Genomic DNA, 20,142 nt, shown 5'->3' on the forward strand with positions numbered 1-20,142 from the left:
CAGCAGGACCGCCATCCGTGCCCGGGCGGTGCGGCTGATCGCCTGGCGCTTGCTCGCGCCGAATCTCGTGCTCGTCATGCGGTGCACGCTAGGAGCCCGTCCAGGGCGGGCGGGAGAATTGCCGTAACCCTGTGGATAACCCGGGGGTTGTGGATAACTCAGGTCACTCGCACGAGCCAGGAGAGCGGCTCGGAGTTGACCGGGGTCGCCCGGCGGGGTGACCGGCCGTCAACAGAGGTACAGGACCAGCACCGGCGCCGAGCGCCGCTCAGCGCGGCGAGACCACCACCGCCAGCAGCCCCGGACCGACGTGCGCGCCGATCACCGCGCCGACCTCGCCCACGTACAGCTCGCGCAGCCCCGGAACCCGGGCCCGCAGGCGCTCCGCGAGCGGCTCGGCCCGGTCCTCCGCCGCCAGGTGGTGGACGGCGATGTCGACCTCCCGACCGCCCGCCTCCTCGACGGCGATCTCCTCCAGCCGGGCGATCGCCCGGGACGCCGTGCGCACCTTCTCCAGCGGCTCGATCCGACCCCCGTCGAGGTGCAGCAGCGGCTTCACCGCCAGGGCCGAGCCGAGCAGCGCACGGGCCGCCCCGATCCGGCCGCCCCGGCGCAGGTACTCCAGGGTGTCCACGTAGAAGAACCCGGTGGTCGCCGCCGCCCGCCGCACGGCGGCGTCGGCCGCCCCGTCGAGCTCCGCGCCGGCCGCGATCGCCTCGGCCGCCGCCAGCACCCCGTACCCGAGGGCCATGCCGACCAGCCGGCTGTCCACCACCCGCACCGGGACGGGCGACTCCGCGGCCGCCAGCCGGGCCGCCTCCGCCGTCCCCGAGAGCTCGCCCGAGATGTGCACCGAGACGATGCCACGCGCACCCGCTTCGGCGGCAGCCCGGTAGGCGGCGGCGAAGGACTCCGGGTTGGGCCGGGAGGTCGTCACGCGCTGCTTGCCTCGCAGCGCCTCGGCGACGTCCTTGGGCGAGATCTCCACACCCTCGGTGAGCACGGCGTCGCCGACCACGACGCTCAGCGGGACCACGGCGACACCGTGGCGGTCGACGGCCTCCTGCGGCAGGTAGGCCGTGGAATCGGTGACGAGTGCGAGGTCGGCGGGCATGAGGCGGAGGTTACTCCGCGCCCGGCCCGGACGACAGCGCACCGACCGCGTCACCCCGGGCCCACCGGCGACGCTGCGCCTGCGGGCGGTTCACCGCCCGCCACCCGCGCCTGCCCGCTCAGCCGGCCGACGGACCCGCCGACGGCTTCCGCAGCCGCTCCGTCAGCTTCGCCAGCGGGTCGCCCAGGACCAGCAGCTCCTCGGCGCTCGGCCGCCCGCCCTTCCCGTCGGTCAGGCCGGCCCGCTGCGTCGACGGACGCCCGGTCGCGGAAGCGTCGGCCACGGAACCGCCTGCCGCGGAACCACCGGCCGCGGCGCCACCGACCCCGTCGCCACCGGAAGCACCGTTCCCGCCCGGGGCGTCCCAGTGCCGCAGTGCCCCGGCCTCGTTCTCGCACTCCTGGCTGAGCCGGGTCAGCTCGTCGTCCGCGAAGCGGTGCATCCGGTCCTGAGCGGCCCAGCGCATGGTCTCGGCGGAGTGCTTGATCCGCTCGGCCCGCTCCCGCAGCTCGGGCAGCTTGGCGGCGATCCGCCCGGTGTCCGGCTCGCGCTCCAGGATGCGCAGCTCACCGTCCAGCTCGGCCGCGTGGGCGTCCAGCCGCCGCAGCAGGGCGAGCGACTCGCCGAGCTGGCCGTCCTGGACGAGGCCGCTCTCCAGGACCTGGCGGGTGCCGTCGAGCGAGGTGCGCAGGCCCAGCCGGACGGACGAGATCTGGCCCTGCGGGCCGGGCTTGGCGAAGGTCTTCGCCTTGAGCGTGGCGTTCTCCACGGCACGCCGGGCGTTGGCCTCGTGGCGCTCCACCTTCTCGCCGACCGCCTTCGCCGCCTTGACGACGCCGACCACGACCAGCGCCACCATCGCGAGTCCGAAGAGCAGGGCGAGGCCGACCATCACGCCGAGCACGTCCATCACGAGCCACCTTCCGCCAGCCGAACCGGCCCCCACCGGGCCCAACGCGGGCCGGACCGCCTTGGGTTCCACGGTATCCGCCGGACCGGGCCTCCGGCATCGCCAGACGGGCTCGGGCGCCCGAGATCAGGGACAGATCGGGGATCTCCCCCGGGAGCCCCGGAGAGATCCCCGAGTCCTGGCGAACCCCCGAACCACGGACCCCGGACCCCGGCCAAAGGCCCCACCCCCGGCCCCGCACGCGCCCTGCCCACGCCCCGCCCACCGCCCGCCCCCGGGAACGCCGCTGGGCGGGCGCCCCCGAGGAGCACCCGCCCAGCGGACCGCCGGCAACCGGCGGCCACGGCGGCCCGACAGCCGTCGACCGTCGACCAACAGCCGCCAACCGTCAGCCGGTGACGATGTTGACCAGCTTCGGCGCCCGCGCGATCACCTTGCGCACCGGCGCGTCCCCGATCGCGGCGACGACGGCCGGGTCGGCCAGCGCCAGCGCCTCCAGCTCCGCGTCGGAGATCGACGGCGCGACCTCCAGCCGCGCCTTGACCTTGCCCTTGATCTGCACGACGCAGGTCACGGCCTCGTCGACGACGTACGCCGGGTCCGCCGCCGGGTAGTCGGTGTGGGCCAGCGAGTCGCCGTGGCCCAGCCGGCGCCACAGCTCCTCGGTGATGTGCGGGGCCAGCGGGGCGACCATCAGCACCAGCTGCTCAGCCACCGCCCGCGGCGTGGAGCCGCGCTTCACCAGGTAGTTGTTCAGCTCGATCGCCTTGGCCACGGCCGTGTTGAAGCGCAGGCCGGCCATGTCGCCGCGGATGCCGTCGATGGCCTTGTGCAGCGCGCGCAGCGTCGCCTCGTCCGGCTCCTCGTCCGTGACCACCAGCTCGCCGGTGGCCTCCGAGACGACGTTGCGCCACAGGCGCTGCAGGAAGCGGTAGGAACCGACCACCGCACGCGTGTCCCAGGGGCGGGAGACGTCCAGCGGGCCCATCGACATCTCGTACAGGCGCAGCGTGTCGGCACCGTACTCGTCGGCGATCTCGTCCGGGGCGACGGCGTTCTTCAGGGACTTGCCCATCTTGCCGGCCTCGCGCTTGACCGGCTCGCCCTGCCAGACGTACCCGCCGTCGCGCTCCTCGACCTCGGCGGCCGGGACCGGGAAGCCCCGCTCGTCGCGGTAGACGTCCGCGGTGATCATGCCCTGGTTGAACAGCTTGTGGAACGGCTCGACCGAGGCGACGTGGCCCAGGTCGTGCAGCACCTTGTGCCAGAAGCGGGCGTACAGCAGGTGCAGCACGGCGTGCTCGGCACCGCCGACGTACAGGTCGGCGCCGCCGCCCGGCTTGCCGGCCGTCGGGCCCAGCCAGTACTGCTCGTTGGCGGGGTCGACCACGGCGGCGCCGTTGGTCGGGTCGATGTAGCGCAGCTCGTACCAGCAGGAACCCGCCCAGTTGGGCATGGTGTTGGTCTCGCGGCGGTACGTCTTCGGCCCGTCGCCCAGGTCCAGCTCGACGTTGACCCAGTCCTCGTTCCGCGACAGCGGGGTCTTCGGCGAGGAGGTGGAGTCGTACGGGTCGTAGGTGTGCGGCGAGTAGTCGTCGACCTCGGGCACCTGCACGGGCAGCATCGACTCGGGCAGCGCGTGCATGACGCCGTCCTCGTCGTAGACGATCGGGAAGGGCTCGCCCCAGTAGCGCTGGCGGCTGAACAGCCAGTCGCGCAGGCGGTAGTTGACGGTGCCCTCGCCGATGCCGCGCTCGGCCAGCCAGGCGGTGACGGCGGCCTTGGCGTCGACGACGCTCAGGCCGTTCAGCGAGATGCCGTCGGCGGTGCCCTCGTCGTGCGCCGAGTTGACGATGACGGAGTCGTAGGTGTCGAACGCGTCGTCCCACGCGGCCGGGTCGTCGCCGCGGCCGTCGGTCGGGCGGACGACGCAGCGCATCGGCAGCTCGAAGGCGCGGGCGAACGCGAAGTCGCGGTGGTCGTGGGCGGGGACGGCCATGATGGCGCCGGTGCCGTAGCCCATCAGCACGTAGTCGGCGATGAAGACCGGCACGGGCTCGCCGCTGACCGGGTTGACGGCGTGGGCGCCGGTGAACACGCCGGTCTTGACCTTGGCCTCGACCTGGCGCTCGACGTCGGACTTGGCGGCGGCCGCGGCGCGGTACGCGGCGACGGCCTCACCGGGGGTGGCGGCGCCGCCGGTCCACTCCGCCCGGGTGCCCTCGGGCCAGGCGGCGGGGACGATCGAGTCGACCAGGCCGTGCTCGGGGGCCAGCACCATGTAGGTGGCGCCGAACAGGGTGTCGGGGCGGGTGGTGAAGACGGTGATCTTCTCGCCGTCGACGGCGAAGTCGACGCGGGCGCCCTCGGAGCGGCCGATCCAGTTGCGCTGCTGCAGCTTGATGGCCTCGGGCCAGTCCAGCAGGTCCAGGTCGGAGATCAGGCGGTCCGCGTAGGCGGTGATCCGCATCATCCACTGGCGCAGGTTGGACTTGAACACCGGGAAGTTGCCGCGCTCGGAGCGGCCGTCCGCGGTGACCTCCTCGTTGGCCAGCACGGTGCCCAGGCCGGGGCACCAGTTGACCGGCACCTCCTTGGCGTAGGCCAGGCGGTACTCGCCCAGCAGCTCGTCGCGCTCGGTGGCGTTCAGCGCCGCCCAGGCGCGGCCGTCCGGGGTCGGCCGCGAGCCGTCGGCGAACTGGGCGATCAGCTCGTCGATCGGGCGGGCCTTCTGCGCGGCCTCGTCGTACCAGGAGTTGAAGATCTGCAGGAAGATCCACTGGGTCCAGCGGTAGTACTCCGGGTCGATCGTGGAGATCGAGCGGCGCGGGTCGTGGCCCAGGCCCAGCCGGCGCAGCTGGCGCCGCATGTTGGCGATGGCCGCCTCGGTGGTGATCCGCGGGTGCTGGCCGGTGGCGACGGCGTGCTGCTCGGCGGGCAGGCCGAAGGCGTCGTAGCCCAGGGTGTGCAGCACGTTGTGGCCGGTCATCCGCTGGTAGCGGGCGTAGACGTCGGTGGCGATGTAGCCCAGGGGGTGGCCGACGTGCAGGCCCGCGCCCGAGGGGTACGGGAACATGTCCATGATGAAGCTGTGCGGCTTCGCGGAGACGTCGCCGGCGGCCGGGTCGGCCAGGTCACCGGTGGGGTTGGGGGCGTGGAACGTGCCCTCCTTCTCCCAGATGTCCTGCCAGCGGGACTCGATCTCCGCCGCCAGGGTGGCGCTGTACCGGAACGGCTCGGTTGCGGCCTCGGCCGCGCCGGAAGCAGGGGTCGTCTCGCTCATGGTCCTTCTGGCTCCGTCGATGTAGTGGGCGAACCGCACGCTCGGCCGGCCGGCCGGACCGGGAGGTCGGTGGCGAAGGCGGTGGAAAACAAAAAAGCCCCTCGCAGGAGGGGACGCCACGCCGACTCCGGCAGCCGCCCGAGAGCGGGGCCGGTCCTGGTCAGCGCGGCCGGCTAAGGAGCAGGCGCACGGTTCGCATGGGCTCAGGGTACCGCAAGGGTGTCAGGCCCCTCCCGGCAATACCGCCCGGGAGGCCGCGTCGAAGTCGCGCAGGGCACGGGCGACCCGCTCGGACTGCATGCCGGCGGCGAGCGCCCGGGCGCGGTCGGCGGTGGCGGCCGCCTCGCGGTGGCGGCCGGTGCGGCGCTGGGAGTCGGCGAGCCGGACCATCAGCAGTGCCCGCGCCCGGGCCCGCCCGGAACCGAGGCCCGCCACCGCCTCGGCGAGCAGGGGCTGGGCGCGCCGGTGGTCGCCGAGGAAGAGGTAGCCCTCCCCCACCATGCCGGCGAGATCCGCCCGCGCGTCCCCGCGGTCCCCGCCCGTGTCCGTCGCGTCGAGCCCGGCCACGTCCGTCGCGCGGCTCCCAGCCGCGTCCAGCTCCGCGAACGCCCGCTCCGCCGCCTCCCGCACCGCGTCCTTGTCGCCCCGCCGCCCGTGCGCACGCGCGATCCGCCCGAGCTGCAGCGCCCGGTCGGCCGGGTCGAGGGCGTCCCCGGCCGCCTCCAGTGCGCCGGCCAGCGCGGTGACGGCGTCCAGCCCCCGCCCGCCGGCGCTCTGGGTGGCCAGCACCACCAGACCGCCGACCACGCCGACCCCCAGCCGCCGGTCGCCGCTGAGGTGGGCGGCCCGCAGCGCGGCGACGAAGGCCCGCTGGGCGGCCGCGTCGTGCCCGAGGTCGTACGCCGCCCAGCCGGCCAGCCGGGCGAACCGGCCGGCCGTGCCGTACAGCGCACGGCCGAGCGGCTCGTCGTAGGCGCCGAGCTCCAGCAGCTTGGCGACGAGGGCCAGCTCGGCCCGGGCGGGGCCGAGCACCAGCCCGCCACCGCAGGCCTGCTCCAGCCGCAGCTTGCTCAGGTGGGAGAGCCGGAGCTCCTCGACCAGGGCCGGGGCGATCCTCAGCGCGCCCTCTCCCCCGCCGAGCGGGGGCGGCGGGGCGGCCAGCCGGTCGGCGGCCCGGTCGAGGTCGGCGCCGCGGAAGAGGTCGGTCAGCCGGACCGGACCGGCGTCGGTGGCCGCGTCGCGCAGCGCGGTCTGGGCGGTGTCGGCCGTCCACGGATCGGTGAGCAGGTGCGGGGAGAGGATCTTGGCGCCCCGGTTGCCGCCCATCCGGCCCCAGAGCTGCTCGTAGGTGACGGCGATGCCGAGGGTGCGACCGAGCACCTCGCAGACGGTCTGGTCGTGCGGGCTGCGCGGCACCATGCCCCGGTCGCGCCACTTGTAGGGGGCGGTGGAGCTGATCGCCAGGGCGGGCGGCAGGGTGAGGTTCACCTCGCGGGCGAGGCGCTCCGGGCTCCAGCCGAGCTGGTGCAGTATCCGGGCCAGCTCCTCGTTGCGTCTGCGCTCCAGGTCGGCCATGGGACGACGGTAGCGGTCCGCCGGGGCCGGCCGCCGGGGCCTCCGGGAAACGGGCCGGGGCCGGGACGTGGCCGCGGCGCACCGCCCGGGCCCGCCCGGGCCCGCCCACCGCCACCCGCCACCCGCGTCCGGCCGCCGCGACCGACCCGCCGCATCCGGCCGACAACCGGTCACAACGCCGAGGGCCGCCTCCCGAAGCGGGAGGCGGCCCTCGATTCCTGTGGAGCTACGGGGAATTGAACCCCGGACCTCTTGCATGCCATGCAAGCGCTCTACCAACTGAGCTACAGCCCCTTGACCTGCAGTGTCACCGGGAGTTTCCTGCGGTTTCCCTCGGCGACATCGACTACTTTACACGGTCGAAGGGGTGCTCCACGAATCCGTATTCGGATGCCCCTCGGCGACCGCCCGGGCACCCCTCGGGAGCGACCTGTCGGCGCCACCACGGCCGGCGCCCCACCAGCCCCGCCCCACCGCGCCGTGCCGCCGGGAGCCCCGGCGGCACGGCGCGGTCCCGCACCCCGCTACCCCTTCGCCGTCCGGCGGGTCCGGGCTGCGGCGACCGCGGCCACCGCGACGGCGGCCGCGATCACGGCGGTGGTCACCAGCAGCGCGTGCCCGGACTCCCCGGCCGACGCCGGCAGGTCGGCCCCGCCGAGGAACACCGAACCGAGCACCGCCACCCCGACCACCTGGCCGAGCTGGACGACCGTCACCATCACCCCGCTGGCGTCGGCCGCGTCGGCCGGGTCCACCCCGCCCAGCGCCCGGGCGAACAGCGGCGAGTACGCACAGCCCGCGATCAGCCCGAGCACCGCCGTCACGGCCAGCGCCTGCGCGCCGATGTCCGCACCGTCCCCCAGCAGCACACCGAGCAGCAGGTAGCCGGGGGCGAGCAGGGCGGCGGCGATCACCGGCAGCACCCCGTGCAGCCGGGCGGGCAGCCGGTGCCAGTGCAGGCTGGAGAGCCCGAAGCCGAGCGCGACCGGCGCCGAGCAGAGGCCGGCTCGCAGCGCCTCGTGGCCGAGCCCGGCCTGCTGGTGCAGGGCGAAGGCGAACAGGAAGCCCGCGAAGGCCGCCATGATCATGAAGATGGCGAGGGCCGCCGGGCGCAGGCTGGGCGCCCGCAGCACCCGGCCGGAGATCAGCGGCTGCCCGCCGCGCCGGGCGATCCGGCGCTCGACCACCACGAACAGGGCGAACAGGGCCGCGCTGGCCGCCAGCATCGCCCAGCCCCAGGCCGGCCAGCCCAGTTCGTGGCCGAGCACCAGCGGCACCACCAGCAGGCCGAGGGCCGCGCCGAGCACCACCAGGCCGGGGACGTCGAAGCCGCGGCTCCGGTCACCGGGCAGGTTCGGCAGCAGCCGGGCGCCGGCCGCCAGCAGGGCGAGCCCGATCGGCACGTTGACCAGGAAGACCGGGCGCCAGCCCGTGCCGAACAGGTCGGCACTGACCAGGACCCCGCCCAGCACCTGGCCGACCGCCATGCCCCCGGCGAGCACCGCCGAGTAGAGGCCCAGCGCCCTGGTCCGGGCGGCGCCGGTGAAGGTCCGCTGCAGCAGGCTCATCACCTGGGGCACCATCAGGGCCGAGCCGGCCCCCTGGAGGAGCCGGAAGGCGATCAGCCAGCCGGTGGCGGGGGCGAGGCCGCAGGCCAGCGAGGCGGCGGTGAAGCCCGCCAGGCCGATCTGGAAGAGCCGGCTGTAGCCGTAGCGGGCGCCCAACCGGGCGCCGGTGATGAGCAGCACCGCGTAGGCGATGGTGTAGCCGGCGATGACCAGCTGGAGGGCCGCGCCGGAGGCGTGCAGGTCGGTGCGGATGGTCGGCACCGCGACGTTGACGATGGAGGCGTCCAGGACGGCCATGAACTGGCCGCAGAGGACGAGGGCGAGGAGCAGTCCGGGGCGTACCGCCCGGGCCGCGGTCGTACTGCCGGCCGCGCTGGGCCGGGTCTGAAGGTCCGTCATGGAGCCAGGCTCGCCCGATCCGGGTACTGGTGGTTAGAGCCTGGTGATCCTGGTACTGGCAGCACCTGTTTCCGCGTCGCGCTCTGCGGCAGGCTGGTGGCATGACCGTCCTGGACGACCTCACCGCCGCCGACGCCGAGCCGGGCCGCAAGGAGCAGAAGGACCGCCGCCGGACCGAGCTGGCCAGGTTCCTGAAGGCCTGCCGGGCCCGGGTGACCCCGGAGGACGTCGGTCTGCCGCCCGGGCTGCGACGGCGCACGCCGGGGCTGCGCCGCGAGGAGGTGGCGCAGCTCGCCGGGGTCGGCGTCACCTGGTACACGTGGCTGGAGCAGGGGCGGCCGATCAACGCGAGCGAGCAGGTGCTGGCCGCGGTGGCGCGGGCGCTGCGGCTGGACGGCACCGAGCGGGAGCACCTGTTCCGGCTCGCCGGGCTGTCCCCCGACTTCCTGGCGGAGCCGGAGCCGCCGGTGCTGGACCCGTCCACCCAGGTCATCCTGGACGCGCTGGCGCCGCTGCCCGCTGCGGTCTCCAACACCCGGTTCGACGTGCTGATGTACAACCGGCCGTACGAGTCGCTGTTCGGTGCCGCCCGGATCACGACGGCCAACGGGCGGTTCAACAGCATCTGGTGCACGGTGCTCGCGCCGCCGTGCTGCAACCCGTTCGTGAACCGGGCCGAGGCGCTGCCGCGGATGGTGGCCGTGCTGCGGTCCGCGTACGGCAAGCACGTCGGCGAGCCGGCCTGGGAGGAGCACGTCCAGCGGCTGTCGGAGCGCAGCGAGCTGTTCCGGGAGCTGTGGGAGCGCCAGGAGGTCGCACCGCCGGAGATCTGGCTCCGGGTGTTCAAACACCCGAAGGTCGGGGCGCTGCGGCTGAACGCCTCGTACCTGACGATGCCGGGGGTGCCGGAGACCTACATCGTGGTCTACCTCCCGGAGGGCCCGCAGGACCGCGAACGGATCGAGCAGCTCGCCGCCCTGCCGCCCGGCGGCTGGCTGGACCCCTGCCACGACTGCGGCTACCCCTCCGGCCACGGCCCCCGCTCCGGCGAGGCCGTCGAGGTCGGCGCGGCCGGCGCGGCCGGCAGGCCGGACAAGGCCTGAGCCGTCCCCCGCCTCGCCCCGGCGACCGGAGAGGGCCGGGCCGGGAACGCCGAAGGCCGCCACCCGATGGGTGACGGCCTTCGTACGGTCTGTGGAGCTACGGGGAATTGAACCCCGGACCTCTTGCATGCCATGCAAGCGCTCTACCAACTGAGCTACAGCCCCGCGACACGCACGGTCCTCGCGGACCGCAGGTGCGGAGTGGAGCTACGGGGAATTGAACCCCGGACCTCTTGCATGCCATGCAAGCGCTCTACCAACTGAGCTACAGCCCCGCACTCACCGGATCTCCCGCTTCCCTTCCGGGCCGCGTTCCCTCCGTGCGAACGAGGAAGACTCTAGCTGGTCAGGCCCGGAACTGCGAAATCCGCCCCCGTGGACCCCCTCGGGAGCCGCCTTCGGCCGCCCGGTGGGGGCGCCTCCGGCGGCCCGCTCGGGTGCCGCCGACCGCTCCACCCGGGTGTCGTCTCAGGTGTCGTCGCCGATCACCGGCTGCGGCAGGGTGCCGGCGTTGTGCTCCAGCAGTCGCCAGCCGCGCGCGCCCCGGCCAAGCACGGACCAGCAGCAGTTCGACAGGCCGCCGAAGCACTCCCAGAGCGCCGGCTCCAGGCCGAGCAGCCGCCCGAGCATGGTGCGGATGGTGCCGCCGTGGCTGACCACGACCAGGGTGCCGTGCTCCGGCAGCTTGGCGGCCGCCTCCAGCACCACCGGGACGGCGCGGTCGGCCACCTCGGTGGAGAGCTCGCCACCGCCGCGCCGGACCGGCTCGCCCTGCGCCCAGGCCGCGTACTCCTCCGGGAAGCGCTCGCGGATCTCGGCGTTGGTCAGCCCCTGCCAGGAGCCCGCGTAGGTCTCGCGCAGCCCCTCGTGGTGCTGCACGTCCAGGCCGGTGACGGCGGCCAGCTCCTCGGCGGTGCGCCGGGCGCGCTTCAGGTCGGACGAGATCAGCAGGTCGGGCCGCAGGCCCGAGAGCAGCCGGGCCGCCCGCTGGGCCTGCAGGACGCCCTGGCCGGTGAGCTCGATGTCCGTGGTCCCCTGGAACCGCGATTCGAGGTTCCAGGAGGTTTGACCGTGCCGCCAGAAGACGATGCGCGGGCCTCGCGCCTCCCGGCTCAGCTGTAGTCCTCGGCGCCGAAGTCGTCCGCCGGGGCCGCCTCGGCCGGCGCGACGGCGTTGCCGTCCGCGTCGGTGAGCGCGTCGGGGCGGTTGCGCGAGGCCAGCGCGTCGGCCGGCAGGGGCAGCTCGGGGCAGTCCTTCCAGAGCCGGTCGAGCGAGTAGAAGGAGCGCTCCTCGGAGTGCTGGACGTGCACCACGATGTCCAGGTAGTCGAGCAGGATCCAGCGGCCTTCGCGCTCGCCCTCGCGGCGCACCGGCTTGACGTCCAGCTGCTCGCGCAGCTGGTCCTCGATCTCCTCGGCGATGGACTTGACCTGGCGGTCGTTGTTCGCGGAGGCGATCAGGAAGGCGTCGGTGATCGACAGCACCTCGCTGACGTCGAACGCGATGATGTTGTGCGCCAGCTTGTCGGCCGCCGCCTGGGCGGCGACGGTGATGAGTTCCTGGCTGTGCTCGGTGGCGGTCACGGTGTACTTCCGGCTCGGCGGCTTGGGGGCGCGCCCGGCACACGGCCGGGCATCGCCTTCCAGGATCTCACGCCGCCCAGGCGGCCCCGGAACCGATTTCCGGGACCGCCCGCCGCACCGGGCGCCGGGCCTACTGCGGCTTCGGCGGCTGGTAGTCCTTGCCGAGGACGACCACCAGGTCGGCGTTCTGCGCGTCGGCGACCTTCTTCACCGCCGTCTCGGGCAGGTTCAGGCTGGTGGCCAGCGACTTCGCCGCGGCCTGCCGGGCGTCGTCGGTGTAGCGGATCTCACTGACGGCCTGCGGCGCGCCCTTGGCCCCGCCCGGGATGAAGGTGAGGCCCGCGTTGACCACCTGGACCTGCGCGGCCGCGGCCGCCTGGTCGTTGCCGGTGGCGTCCTGGATCGAGACCCGGGCCGGCGCGTCGGTGGCGTTGGCGGACTTCACGGTGCCGCCCAGGACGTCCTTGACCTGCTTGCCGGCGGTGGCCTCGTCCAGCGTGCCGTCCGGCTTGACGGTCAGCGCGGTGGTCCCGAGGTGGCCGTCCTTGCCCTGCTGGGCGAGCTGCGCCAGCACCCCGGCCAGGGCGTCCTCGGGCAGCGACGGGTCGAGCACCGCGTTCATCCGGTGCACGTCGTCCTTGGCGTCCTTGAACTCGGTCGGCATGGTGCGCAGCACCGCGTCCATCACCTGGCCGAACCGGGCCAGCTGGGCGTCCCGGTTCTCGCCCTGGCCCTGCAGGGTGGCGTAGGCGACCGCGGCCTTCCCGCCGAGCAGGGTGTTCTTGCCGGCGGCGGAGAGCAGCTTGCCGTCCGGCTTGCCGCCCTCGTGGGTCTCGGCGTTGGTGTCCACCCGGACGCCGCCGAGCTGGGCGACCAGCAGCTCCAGGTAGGGGGTGTCCAGGCGCCAGGTGCCGGCCACCGGGGCGCCGAGCACGGTGGCCAGGCCGTCGCGGGTGGAGGACGGGCCGACGGCGTCCATCGCCTGGCCGACGGTGGTGACCGGGGGGTCGCCGGGGCCGGGCAGCCGCAGGGTGTCGGGCAGCAGCAGCACGGTGCCCTTGCGCCCGGCGGAGTCGTTGACCAGCAGTGCGCTGGAGACCTTGCCCTGCAGGTCGCGCAGGTGGACCACGTTGACCTGGCGCGGGCCGGCCGCGGTCGCCGCGGTCTGCTTGTCGCCGGTGAACCAGAGGTAGCCGCCGGTGCCGGCCGCCGCGAGGGCGGCCACCACGCCGACGCCGATCAGCCGGTTGCGCAGCTTGCGGCGGCGCTCGGCGCGCACCTCGCTGCGGGACTCGGCGAACTTCAGCCAGTCGATGACGTCCTCGGTCTCCTCCGCCTCCTCGTCGACGAAGGTGAACTGGCCCGTGGCGTAGGAGGCCTTGGGCTCCTTGGCCTTGCCGGCGCGACTGCCGCCGACCTGCTCGGACGGCTGCTCGGGCCGGGTCGGCGCGGCGGCAGCGGCGGCTGCCGCAGCGGCCGGCCGGGGCGTACGCGGGCGCGGCGGCACCGGGGTGGTGGGCTCCGGAGCGGGCTCGGGCTCGGGCTCGGTGATCACGGGCTGCGGCGCGGTCGCGTACTGCTGCGCCTGCTGCCCGTGCGGGTCGTAGCCCTGCTGGTACGGCTGCTCCTGGTAGCCGTAGCCACCCTGCTGCTGGTACCCGTGCTGCCCCTGCTGCCCCGACTGGACCGGCTGCCCGTACTGGTCGTACTGCTCGTAGGACTGCTGGTCGTAGGACTGGTACCCCTGCTGCTGGTACGGCTGCTCCTGGTAGCCGTAACCGCCCTGCTGCTGGTACCCGTGCTGCCCCTGCTGCCCCGACTGGACCGGCTGCCCGTACTGGTCGTACTGCTCGTAGGACTGCTGGTCGTAGCCGCCCTGCTGCGGATGCCCCTGGTACGGCTGCCGGTGCTGCTGGTACTGCCCGGTGGACCAGTCGTCGGGCTGCTGTCCGCCGCCCCTGCGGTCACTCATGCGCACGCCCCTCCGGGACTCAGGTCCGGTCCGGCGCGTAGAGCGCCCGCTTGTCGATGTAGCGGACCACGCCGTCCGGGACGAGGTACCAGACCGGCTCGCCCTTGGCGACCCGGTTGCGGCAGTCCGTGGAGGAGATGGCCAGCGCCGGGACCTCCACCAGGGAGACCCCGCCCACCGGAAGCCCGGCGTCCGAAAGAGTGTGCCCCGGCCGGGTGCAGCCGATGAAGTGCGCGAGCGAGAAGAGCTCGTCGGAGTCCCGCCAGGAGAGGATCTGGGCGAGCGCGTCGGCGCCGGTGATGAAGAAGAGGTCGGCGTCCGGGTGCAGCGCGCGCAGGTCGCGCAGGGTGTCGACGGTGTACGTCGGACCCTCGCGGTCGATGTCGATCCGGCTGACCGAGAACTGCGGGTTCTCCGCGGTGGCGATGACCGTCATCAGGTAGCGGTCCTCGGCCGGGGTGACGTGGCGGTCGGTCTTCTGCCACGGCTGCCCGGTCGGTACGAAGATCACCTCGTCCAGGTGGAACGCGCTCGCCACCTCACTGGCGGCGACCAGGTGTCCGTGGTGGATCGGGTCGAAGGTGCCGCCCATCACGCCGAGGCGTCGCTTCGCCGGTGCCGGTCCGCCGGGATTCCCGGTCTGTTCTCCCATGCCGCCACACCATACGCGACGCCCGTTGCGGTGCGGGAACGGCCGGGTGACGGCCCCGGAGTCCCGGGCAGGGCCCGGCTGCGGGCCCGGTCGGAGCCTGCCCGCAGAGATGCGTGAGGGAGCGGCCGGCGCGGTCGCCGGACGCTCCCCGAGCGGTCCCGGGAGGCGGGCTCAGCGGTCCCGGTTGAAGCGGGTGGTCACGTAGAGCAGCAGCAGCAGGATGAACAGCGCGCCGCCACCGGTCAGGTAGGGGTTGAGGCTGTCGTGGTTGCCCCCCTCGCCCTCGGAGGCGAGCAGGTTGAGAACGGGAAGTGCGGCGGCAGTGCTCATGGTCGGCGGGACCTTCTCGGCTCGGATGACGGACCAGGGGGTGTGCAGGCCGGTGAGGGCCCACCCGTCATCGTACGGGGGGTTACACGGCAACCGCTCGGCGGCCCACCGCGTCTGATCCGGCGTGAGCGTGCCCGGCCGGAGCCGGGCCGGAAGGGGGTCGCTCAGCTCTTGCGGCCGGCCCGCAGCAGGATCCAGGCGAGCAGGCCGACGCCGACGAACGAGGCCACCACGATGATCCGCAGGAACAGCCCGGGGCCGCCCTCCCCGGAGATCGGTCCGGCCAGGCTGACAAGGGCGTCGGTGGACATCTGCGGGCTCCTCGGACGTACGCGTACCGCGGCCAGGCTGGTCCCGGCGCTCCAGGGCATTCAGGGTAAACCGCCCTCACACCGCGGCCGCCCACTGCCCCCTCCGGCCGCGTCCGTGCCGAGGAGGGGCCCGCCCGGGGACGAGTACGCAACCGCGGACGTTGCACTGAGAGTCGTTGCAGGCGAAGACCAGCGGGGGCCGGCCACCGGCCGGGGCCGCCGTCGACCAGGAGGGTACCCACACCATGACCGACATCACCGCGAAGGCCCCGAGCCGGCGCCGCCAGCGCTTCCCGGAGATCTCCACCCGGGCCTGGGAGCACCCGGCGGACCGCTCCGCCCTGGTCGCGCTGCGGAAGCTGACCGGCTTCGACGACGTGCTCAAGAAGCTCGCCGGGCTCGTCTCCGAGCGCGCGATCCGGCTGATGTTCCTGGCCACCGCCGTCAAGACGTCCGAGCGGCAGTTCCCCGAGCTGCACGGGATGGTGCGGGACGCGGCCTACGTGCTGGACCTCGACCAGGTGCCGGACCTCTACGTCAGCCAGGACCCGACGGTCAACGCGTACTGCATCGGCATCGACTCCCCGATCATCGTGGTCACCAGCGGGCTGGTCGAGCTGCTGGACGAGGAGGAGCTGCGCTCGGTCATCGGCCACGAGGTCGGCCACGCGATGTCCGGCCACGCGGTCTACCGGACGATGCTGCTGATCCTCACCAACATCGCCGCCCGGATCGCCTGGGTGCCGCTCGGCAACCTCGCGATCATGGCGATCGTGACGGCGCTCAACGAGTGGTTCCGCAAGGCCGAGCTCTCCAGCGACCGCGCGGGGCTGCTCGCCGGCCAGGACCTCCAGGCCTCCATGCGGGCCCTGATGAAGCTGGCCGGCGGCCACAACACGGCCGAGATGAACGTGGACGCCTTCCTGGAGCAGGCCGAGGAGTACGAGAAGGCCGGGGACCTCCGCGACGGCGTGCTCAAGCTGCTGCAGGTGCTGCCGCAGAGCCACCCGTTCGCGGTGGTGCGGGTCGCCAAGCTGAAGAAGTGGGCGGAGAGCGACGAGTACCGCTCGATCCTGGCCGGCGCCTACCCGCGCCGCACCGACGACCCCGACGCCTCGGTCGGCGAGCAGTGGAAGGCCGCCGCCGAGCACTACAGCAGCTCCGTGAAGGAGAGCAAGGACCCGCTGATGGGCCTGATCCGCGACGTCGCCGGCGGTGCGGCCAACGTCGGCGGCAAGCTCCGCGACACCTTCGCCAACGCCACCCGTGGCAACGGCAACGGCAACGGCAACGGCAACAGTGACGTTCCCGGCCCCCGCGACGGCCGGGACGACCGCGACCGGGACTGACCCCGGCCCGTCCCGACGGCCCCCGGCCCACCCGCCGGGGGGCCGTCGGCGTCTCACCGCCCCCGGGCGCCCGGCCGACGACCGGCCCCCGACCGCGGACGCCGGGCGTCAGCCCGCCAGCACCCCACAGACCTGCCAGGCCGGGTGGGCGTGGTTGCCGGGGTCGACGGCCGTCGGCGCCGGCGGCTGGGTGCCGTCCGGCCCGGCCAGCACCGGCTGCAGGTACGCGGCCATCGAGCCGGTGCAGTTGGCCGGACCGGCCTGCAGCACCGAGTCCACCAGCCGCAGCTGGGCGGAGGCCAGGTCGATCCGGTCGAACTGGAAGGTCAGCTGCCGCCGCACGGTCTCCAGCGTCACCGGCGCACCGCTCGGCGCCCCGGCCTGCTTCAGCGCGTAGACGAAGGTGTGGTCGGTGGTGATCTGCAGCGTGCCGCTGTCCGCCTCGTCGATCCGCATCGCGCCGGCCACCTTCACGGTGTCGGCCGCCAGCGCGACCTGCGCCGGGTCGAAGCGGACCACCCAGCCGGTCGCCGCGTGGTGGCGGTCGTCGACCGGGTGCGCCACGCTCGCGTCGAAGTGCGCCTGCTCACCGGGGGTGATGAAGGCCCGCACGTCCGCGGTGCCGCCCTGGACCAGCGCCGCCGGCGCCAGCGAGGAGGCGACCAGGTAGCGCTGGACGGTGTCGAGCGCCTTGGTCACCTCGACCCGGCTGAAGTGCTGGGTGGCCGCCCCCGCGGGCGTGCCCAGGCCGATCGCGCCGTCGCCGTAGCCGGCCGGCAGCGAGGCGAACGGAGCGGCCGGGTCGGCGACCGGCCGGACCACCGAAGCCGGGCTCAGAGCCACCAGGCTGACGGTCAGTTGGCTGCCCTCGGGCCGCGCCGACTGCCGGTTCGGCGAGCTGACGCCGAAGTACACGGCGGCCGCGAAGGCCAGCAGGATCAACAGCAGCAGCGCGAGGGCCTGCCGCGGCACGGTGCCCAGCGGGCCGAGCCGCACCCGCGGCCGGGTGGCCCGGCCGAACGGGCCGGCCAGCCGCTCCCGGGCGGACAGCTCCTGGATCCGGGCAGCCCGGACGAACGACTCGTCGAAGACGACGGACCGGTACTCGTCATCGTTTCCGGAACCACCTTCGGGCGCACCCTCCGGAGGCTCGCGCGGGTCACCCATGACACCAGGGTAAGGCGCACCCGGCCCCGCCACGAGGGTGCTCGCGCACATTCCGCGGGACGCCCGGTGGCCGCCCACCGGCCCGGGGCGCACCGCCCCGGCGGGTCAGCCCGCCGGCGCCACGACGACCAGCGAGGGCTCGGCCGGCGACGGTGCGGGGTCGAGCCCCGCACTGCTGCTGCCGGACTCGGGCCGCCGCGGCGTACCGCCGCCCGACCCGCCCACGCCCTGGTAGATCGCCGCGACCGCCACCGCGACCAGGCTCACGCCCATGATCACGGCGAGGACCCAGGCCACCGGTCGGTGCCAGCGCTGCTGGGCGACGTAGCGCCCGCGCCGGGCCCGCGCCGGGTCGAAGCCGCCGCCCCGGCCCCACCTGCGGCTCCGGCGCCCGGCCGCCCGGCCGGGGCCCGACCACGGGTCGGGGTAGAGGCGGTCGTCGTCGAGCCCACCCGGGTACGGCCGCAGCTCCAGCGGCAGCCCGTCACCGGCCGGGACGTCATAGCCCCAGCCCGCACCCGCCGTGTCCGGCTCGAACCTGGCCTCGGCGGCGGCGAGCTGCCGCTCCTTGGCCGTCGGCTCGTGCACGGCGGCGGACCGGACGAAGGCCTCATCGAAGACCACGGTGGCGAACTCGTCGTCCGCACCACCGTGGTCGGCGCCGTCGGGGTACGGCAAGCCCCCCACATCCTCAGCCACGGGATTCAGCGTATTACCGGGCGGGCGATTTGTCTGTGGCTCCTCGCAGTTGGTCCGTCACACGTGTGACGAACCACCCCGCGACCGGGCTCAGCGGGCGTCGGCCGCCCCGCCCACGGTCTGCGCCGCCTCGCCCCGGACATGGCCGTCACCAGTGACGATGTACTTGGTGCTGGTCAGCTCCGGCAGGCCCATCGGGCCGCGGGCGTGCAGCTTCTGGGTCGAGATGCCGATCTCGGCGCCGAAGCCGAACTCACCTCCGTCGGTGAACCGGGTCGAGGCGTTGACGGCCACCGTGGTCGAGTCGACCAGCTGGGTGAAGCGGCGGGCGGCGGCCTGCGAGGTGGTGACGATCGCCTCGGTGTGGCCGGAGGACCAGCGGCGGATGTGGTCGACGGCGGCCTCCAGGGAGGGCACCACGGCGGCCGCCAGGTCGTACGAGAGGTACTCGGCCTCCCAGTCCTCCTCGGTGGCCGGCACCACGGTGGCCGACGAGCCCTCGGCGGCCTTGAGCACGGCCTCGTCGCCGTGCACCGTGACCCCGGCCTCGGCCAGGGCGGCGAGCGCGAGCGGCAGGAAGGCGTCCGCGACGTCCTGGTGGACCAGCAGGGTCTCGGCCGAGTTGCAGACGCTGACCCGCTGGGCCTTGGAGTTCAGCAGGATGCCGACGGCCATCGCCAGGTCGGTCTGCGCGTCCACGTAGACGTGGCAGTTGCCGGTGCCGGTCTCGATCACCGGGACGGTCGAACCCTCGACCACGGTGCGGATCAGCGAGGCCCCGCCGCGCGGGATCAGCACGTCGACCAGGCCGCGGGCGCGCATCAGTTCCTGGACCGAGTCGCGGCTCTCGCCCGGGACGAGCTGCACGGCGTCGGCGGGCAGGCCGGCCGACGCCACGGCGTCGCGCAGGACGGCCACCAGCGCGGTGTTGGAGCGGTAGGCGGAGGCCGAGCCGCGCAGCAGCACGGCGTTGCCGGACTTCAGGCAGAGCGCGGCGGCGTCCACGGTGACGTTGGGGCGGGCCTCGTAGATGATGCCGACCACGCCGAGCGGGACGCGGACCTGCCGCACGTCGAGGCCGTTGGGCAGGGTGTAGCCGCGGAGCACCTCGCCGACCGGGTCGGGCAGGCCGGCCACCTTGCGGACGTCCGCGGCGATCGCGGCGATCCGCTCGTCGTCGAGGGTCAGCCGGTCGATCACCGACTCGGCGGTACCGGCCTCGCGGGCGCGCGCGACGTCCTCGGCGTTGGCGGCGGTGATCTCGGCGCTGCGGGCCACCAGGGCGTCCGCGACCGCCGCCAGCGCGTCGTCCTTCGCCCGGCGCGGGAGCGGGGCGAGCGCGGCGGCGGCCTCCCGGGCTCGGCGCGCTACGGCGAGGACGGGGCTGTCGGCGGTGGCGAGGTCGCTGGTCATGCGCCAAGGGTAGCGACTGCGCCCCCAGCCCCCGACCGCCATTTCGCCCGGTGAGACACCCCGGTGGCCCCGGGACGCGAAGGCTAATACGGGTGCACGCCGCCGAGCTGTGGGGGCGGGTCGCCGAAGCCCTCGGCGACCCGCTTGTGGTACGTCGCCCGGTCCACCACCTCCAGGCCGACGATCTCCCACGGCGGCAGCTTCGCCGTCACCTTGTGCTCGCCCCAGAGCCGCAGCGCGATCGCCGCCGCGTCGTGCAGGTCGCGGGCCTGCTCCCAGTAGCGGATCTCGGCGTGGTCGGCCGCGTACCGCGCGGTCAGGAAGAACGAGTGGTCGTGCGCCAGCCGCTCCAGCCCCGCCCGCAGCTCGGAGAGCGGGGTGACCGGCCCGGAGACGCTGAGCACCACGTGCCAGAGCCGGGCCTGCTCGGGGGAGACTGGCGGCACGCCCTCGCCCCGCCGCTCCGGCCGGGCCCCGCGCACCGCGTTCGGCCCGTGCGGCGGCGGACCGGCCGGACCGGTGGCGTCCTCGCTCGCGCGCCCACCGTCGATGCTGGTCAGCCGCCGCCCCGCCGTCCCTCCGGTCAGCGCTGCCTCGCGCCTGCGTTCCACCGGCGGCCTCCTGTTCGGCGATGTCGTGTCGTCGTACCCGCCGGCCCCGGCCGACGCGTACGGCTGCGCCCCTCCTCGCCCGTGGCCGGGCCTCCACCCCGTG

17 protein-coding genes and 3 tRNA genes are annotated in these 20,142 nt (G+C 74.3%); 2 read left to right on the forward strand and 18 right to left on the reverse strand.

Annotated features, from left to right (window positions below):
- Positions 1-268: 268 nt before the first annotated feature.
- The 6 genes from RMN57_RS13915 to RMN57_RS13940 form a co-directional block, all read right to left on the reverse strand.
- Positions 269-1,114 (reverse strand): DegV family protein, encoded by an 846-nt coding sequence (locus tag RMN57_RS13915; RefSeq protein WP_313763729.1) that lies wholly within the window; start codon positions 1,112-1,114, stop codon positions 269-271.
- A 118-nt stretch (positions 1,115-1,232) separates the two neighbouring features.
- Positions 1,233-2,024 carry a hypothetical protein gene (locus RMN57_RS13920; protein ID WP_313763730.1) on the reverse strand — a complete coding sequence of 264 codons (792 nt, stop codon included), beginning with the start codon at positions 2,022-2,024 and terminating at the stop codon, positions 1,233-1,235.
- A 388-nt stretch (positions 2,025-2,412) separates the two neighbouring features.
- Positions 2,413-5,307 carry a leucine--tRNA ligase gene (gene leuS / locus RMN57_RS13925; protein WP_313763731.1) on the reverse strand — a complete coding sequence of 965 codons (2,895 nt, stop codon included), beginning with the start codon at positions 5,305-5,307 and terminating at the stop codon, positions 2,413-2,415.
- A gap of 222 nt (positions 5,308-5,529) precedes the next feature.
- Positions 5,530-6,882 (reverse strand): hypothetical protein, encoded by a 1,353-nt coding sequence (locus RMN57_RS13930; RefSeq protein ID WP_313763732.1) that lies wholly within the window; start codon positions 6,880-6,882, stop codon positions 5,530-5,532.
- Between the two features lie 221 nt (positions 6,883-7,103).
- Positions 7,104-7,176 (reverse strand) — tRNA-Ala (locus tag RMN57_RS13935).
- 230 nt (positions 7,177-7,406) lie between these two features.
- Complete coding sequence (locus tag RMN57_RS13940) at positions 7,407-8,849, reverse strand: MFS transporter (protein WP_313763733.1); 1,443 nt, start codon at positions 8,847-8,849, stop codon at positions 7,407-7,409.
- Positions 8,850-8,950: 101 nt separating this feature from the next.
- Between RMN57_RS13940 and RMN57_RS13945 the strand changes: the two genes are divergently transcribed.
- Positions 8,951-9,952, forward strand: a complete 1,002-nt coding sequence (locus tag RMN57_RS13945) for a helix-turn-helix transcriptional regulator (protein ID WP_313763734.1) — start codon at positions 8,951-8,953, stop codon at positions 9,950-9,952.
- Positions 9,953-10,044: 92 nt separating this feature from the next.
- Here the strand turns inward: RMN57_RS13945 and RMN57_RS13950 are convergent.
- The 8 genes from RMN57_RS13950 to RMN57_RS13985 form a co-directional block, all read right to left on the reverse strand.
- Positions 10,045-10,117: transfer RNA gene (locus RMN57_RS13950), tRNA-Ala, on the reverse strand.
- A gap of 37 nt (positions 10,118-10,154) precedes the next feature.
- A tRNA-Ala gene (locus tag RMN57_RS13955) sits at positions 10,155-10,227 on the reverse strand.
- A 193-nt stretch (positions 10,228-10,420) separates the two neighbouring features.
- Positions 10,421-11,068 (reverse strand): histidine phosphatase family protein, encoded by a 648-nt coding sequence (locus RMN57_RS13960; RefSeq protein WP_313767817.1) that lies wholly within the window; start codon positions 11,066-11,068, stop codon positions 10,421-10,423.
- Positions 11,065-11,535, reverse strand: a complete 471-nt coding sequence (gene rsfS / locus RMN57_RS13965; protein ID WP_313763735.1) for a ribosome silencing factor — start codon at positions 11,533-11,535, stop codon at positions 11,065-11,067. Before rsfS ends, RMN57_RS13960 begins: the two co-directional genes overlap by 4 nt.
- A 130-nt stretch (positions 11,536-11,665) precedes the next feature.
- A complete protein-coding gene (locus RMN57_RS13970; protein ID WP_313763736.1) occupies positions 11,666-13,507 on the reverse strand; it encodes a LytR C-terminal domain-containing protein in 1,842 nt (613 codons plus the stop codon).
- A gap of 19 nt (positions 13,508-13,526) precedes the next feature.
- Positions 13,527-14,159 carry a nicotinate-nucleotide adenylyltransferase gene (nadD, locus tag RMN57_RS13975; protein WP_313763737.1) on the reverse strand — a complete coding sequence of 211 codons (633 nt, stop codon included), beginning with the start codon at positions 14,157-14,159 and terminating at the stop codon, positions 13,527-13,529.
- A gap of 171 nt (positions 14,160-14,330) precedes the next feature.
- Entirely contained in the window at positions 14,331-14,489 is a 159-nt protein-coding gene (locus RMN57_RS13980; RefSeq protein ID WP_238741139.1) for a hypothetical protein, read from the reverse strand.
- 164 nt (positions 14,490-14,653) lie between these two features.
- A complete protein-coding gene (locus RMN57_RS13985) occupies positions 14,654-14,800 on the reverse strand; it encodes a hypothetical protein (protein ID WP_313763738.1) in 147 nt (48 codons plus the stop codon).
- Between the two features lie 245 nt (positions 14,801-15,045).
- Between RMN57_RS13985 and RMN57_RS13990 the strand changes: the two genes are divergently transcribed.
- Positions 15,046-16,149: a M48 family metallopeptidase gene (locus tag RMN57_RS13990; RefSeq protein ID WP_313763739.1), complete on the forward strand. Its 1,104-nt coding sequence runs from the start codon at positions 15,046-15,048 to the stop codon at positions 16,147-16,149.
- Positions 16,150-16,257: 108 nt separating this feature from the next.
- Here RMN57_RS13990 and RMN57_RS13995 read toward each other — a convergent pair whose 3' ends face one another.
- The 4 genes from RMN57_RS13995 to RMN57_RS14010 all read right to left on the reverse strand — a co-directional run bounded on the left by RMN57_RS13995 (position 16,258) and on the right by RMN57_RS14010 (position 20,039).
- On the reverse strand, positions 16,258-17,316 hold the full coding sequence (locus tag RMN57_RS13995) for a hypothetical protein (protein ID WP_313763740.1): 1,059 nt from the start codon (positions 17,314-17,316) through the stop codon (positions 16,258-16,260).
- Between the two features lie 105 nt (positions 17,317-17,421).
- Positions 17,422-18,015 carry a hypothetical protein gene (locus RMN57_RS14000; protein WP_313763741.1) on the reverse strand — a complete coding sequence of 198 codons (594 nt, stop codon included), beginning with the start codon at positions 18,013-18,015 and terminating at the stop codon, positions 17,422-17,424.
- Between the two features lie 90 nt (positions 18,016-18,105).
- Positions 18,106-19,428, reverse strand: a complete 1,323-nt coding sequence (locus RMN57_RS14005) for a glutamate-5-semialdehyde dehydrogenase (RefSeq protein ID WP_313763742.1) — start codon at positions 19,426-19,428, stop codon at positions 18,106-18,108.
- Between the two features lie 83 nt (positions 19,429-19,511).
- Positions 19,512-20,039, reverse strand: coding sequence for a hypothetical protein (locus tag RMN57_RS14010; RefSeq protein ID WP_313763743.1), 528 nt, complete (start codon positions 20,037-20,039; stop codon positions 19,512-19,514).
- Positions 20,040-20,142: the final 103 nt, after the last annotated feature.

This window comes from Kitasatospora sp. CM 4170, from assembly GCF_032110285.1.
In the GTDB taxonomy this organism is placed as follows: Bacteria; Actinomycetota; Actinomycetes; order Streptomycetales; family Streptomycetaceae; genus Kitasatospora; species Kitasatospora aburaviensis.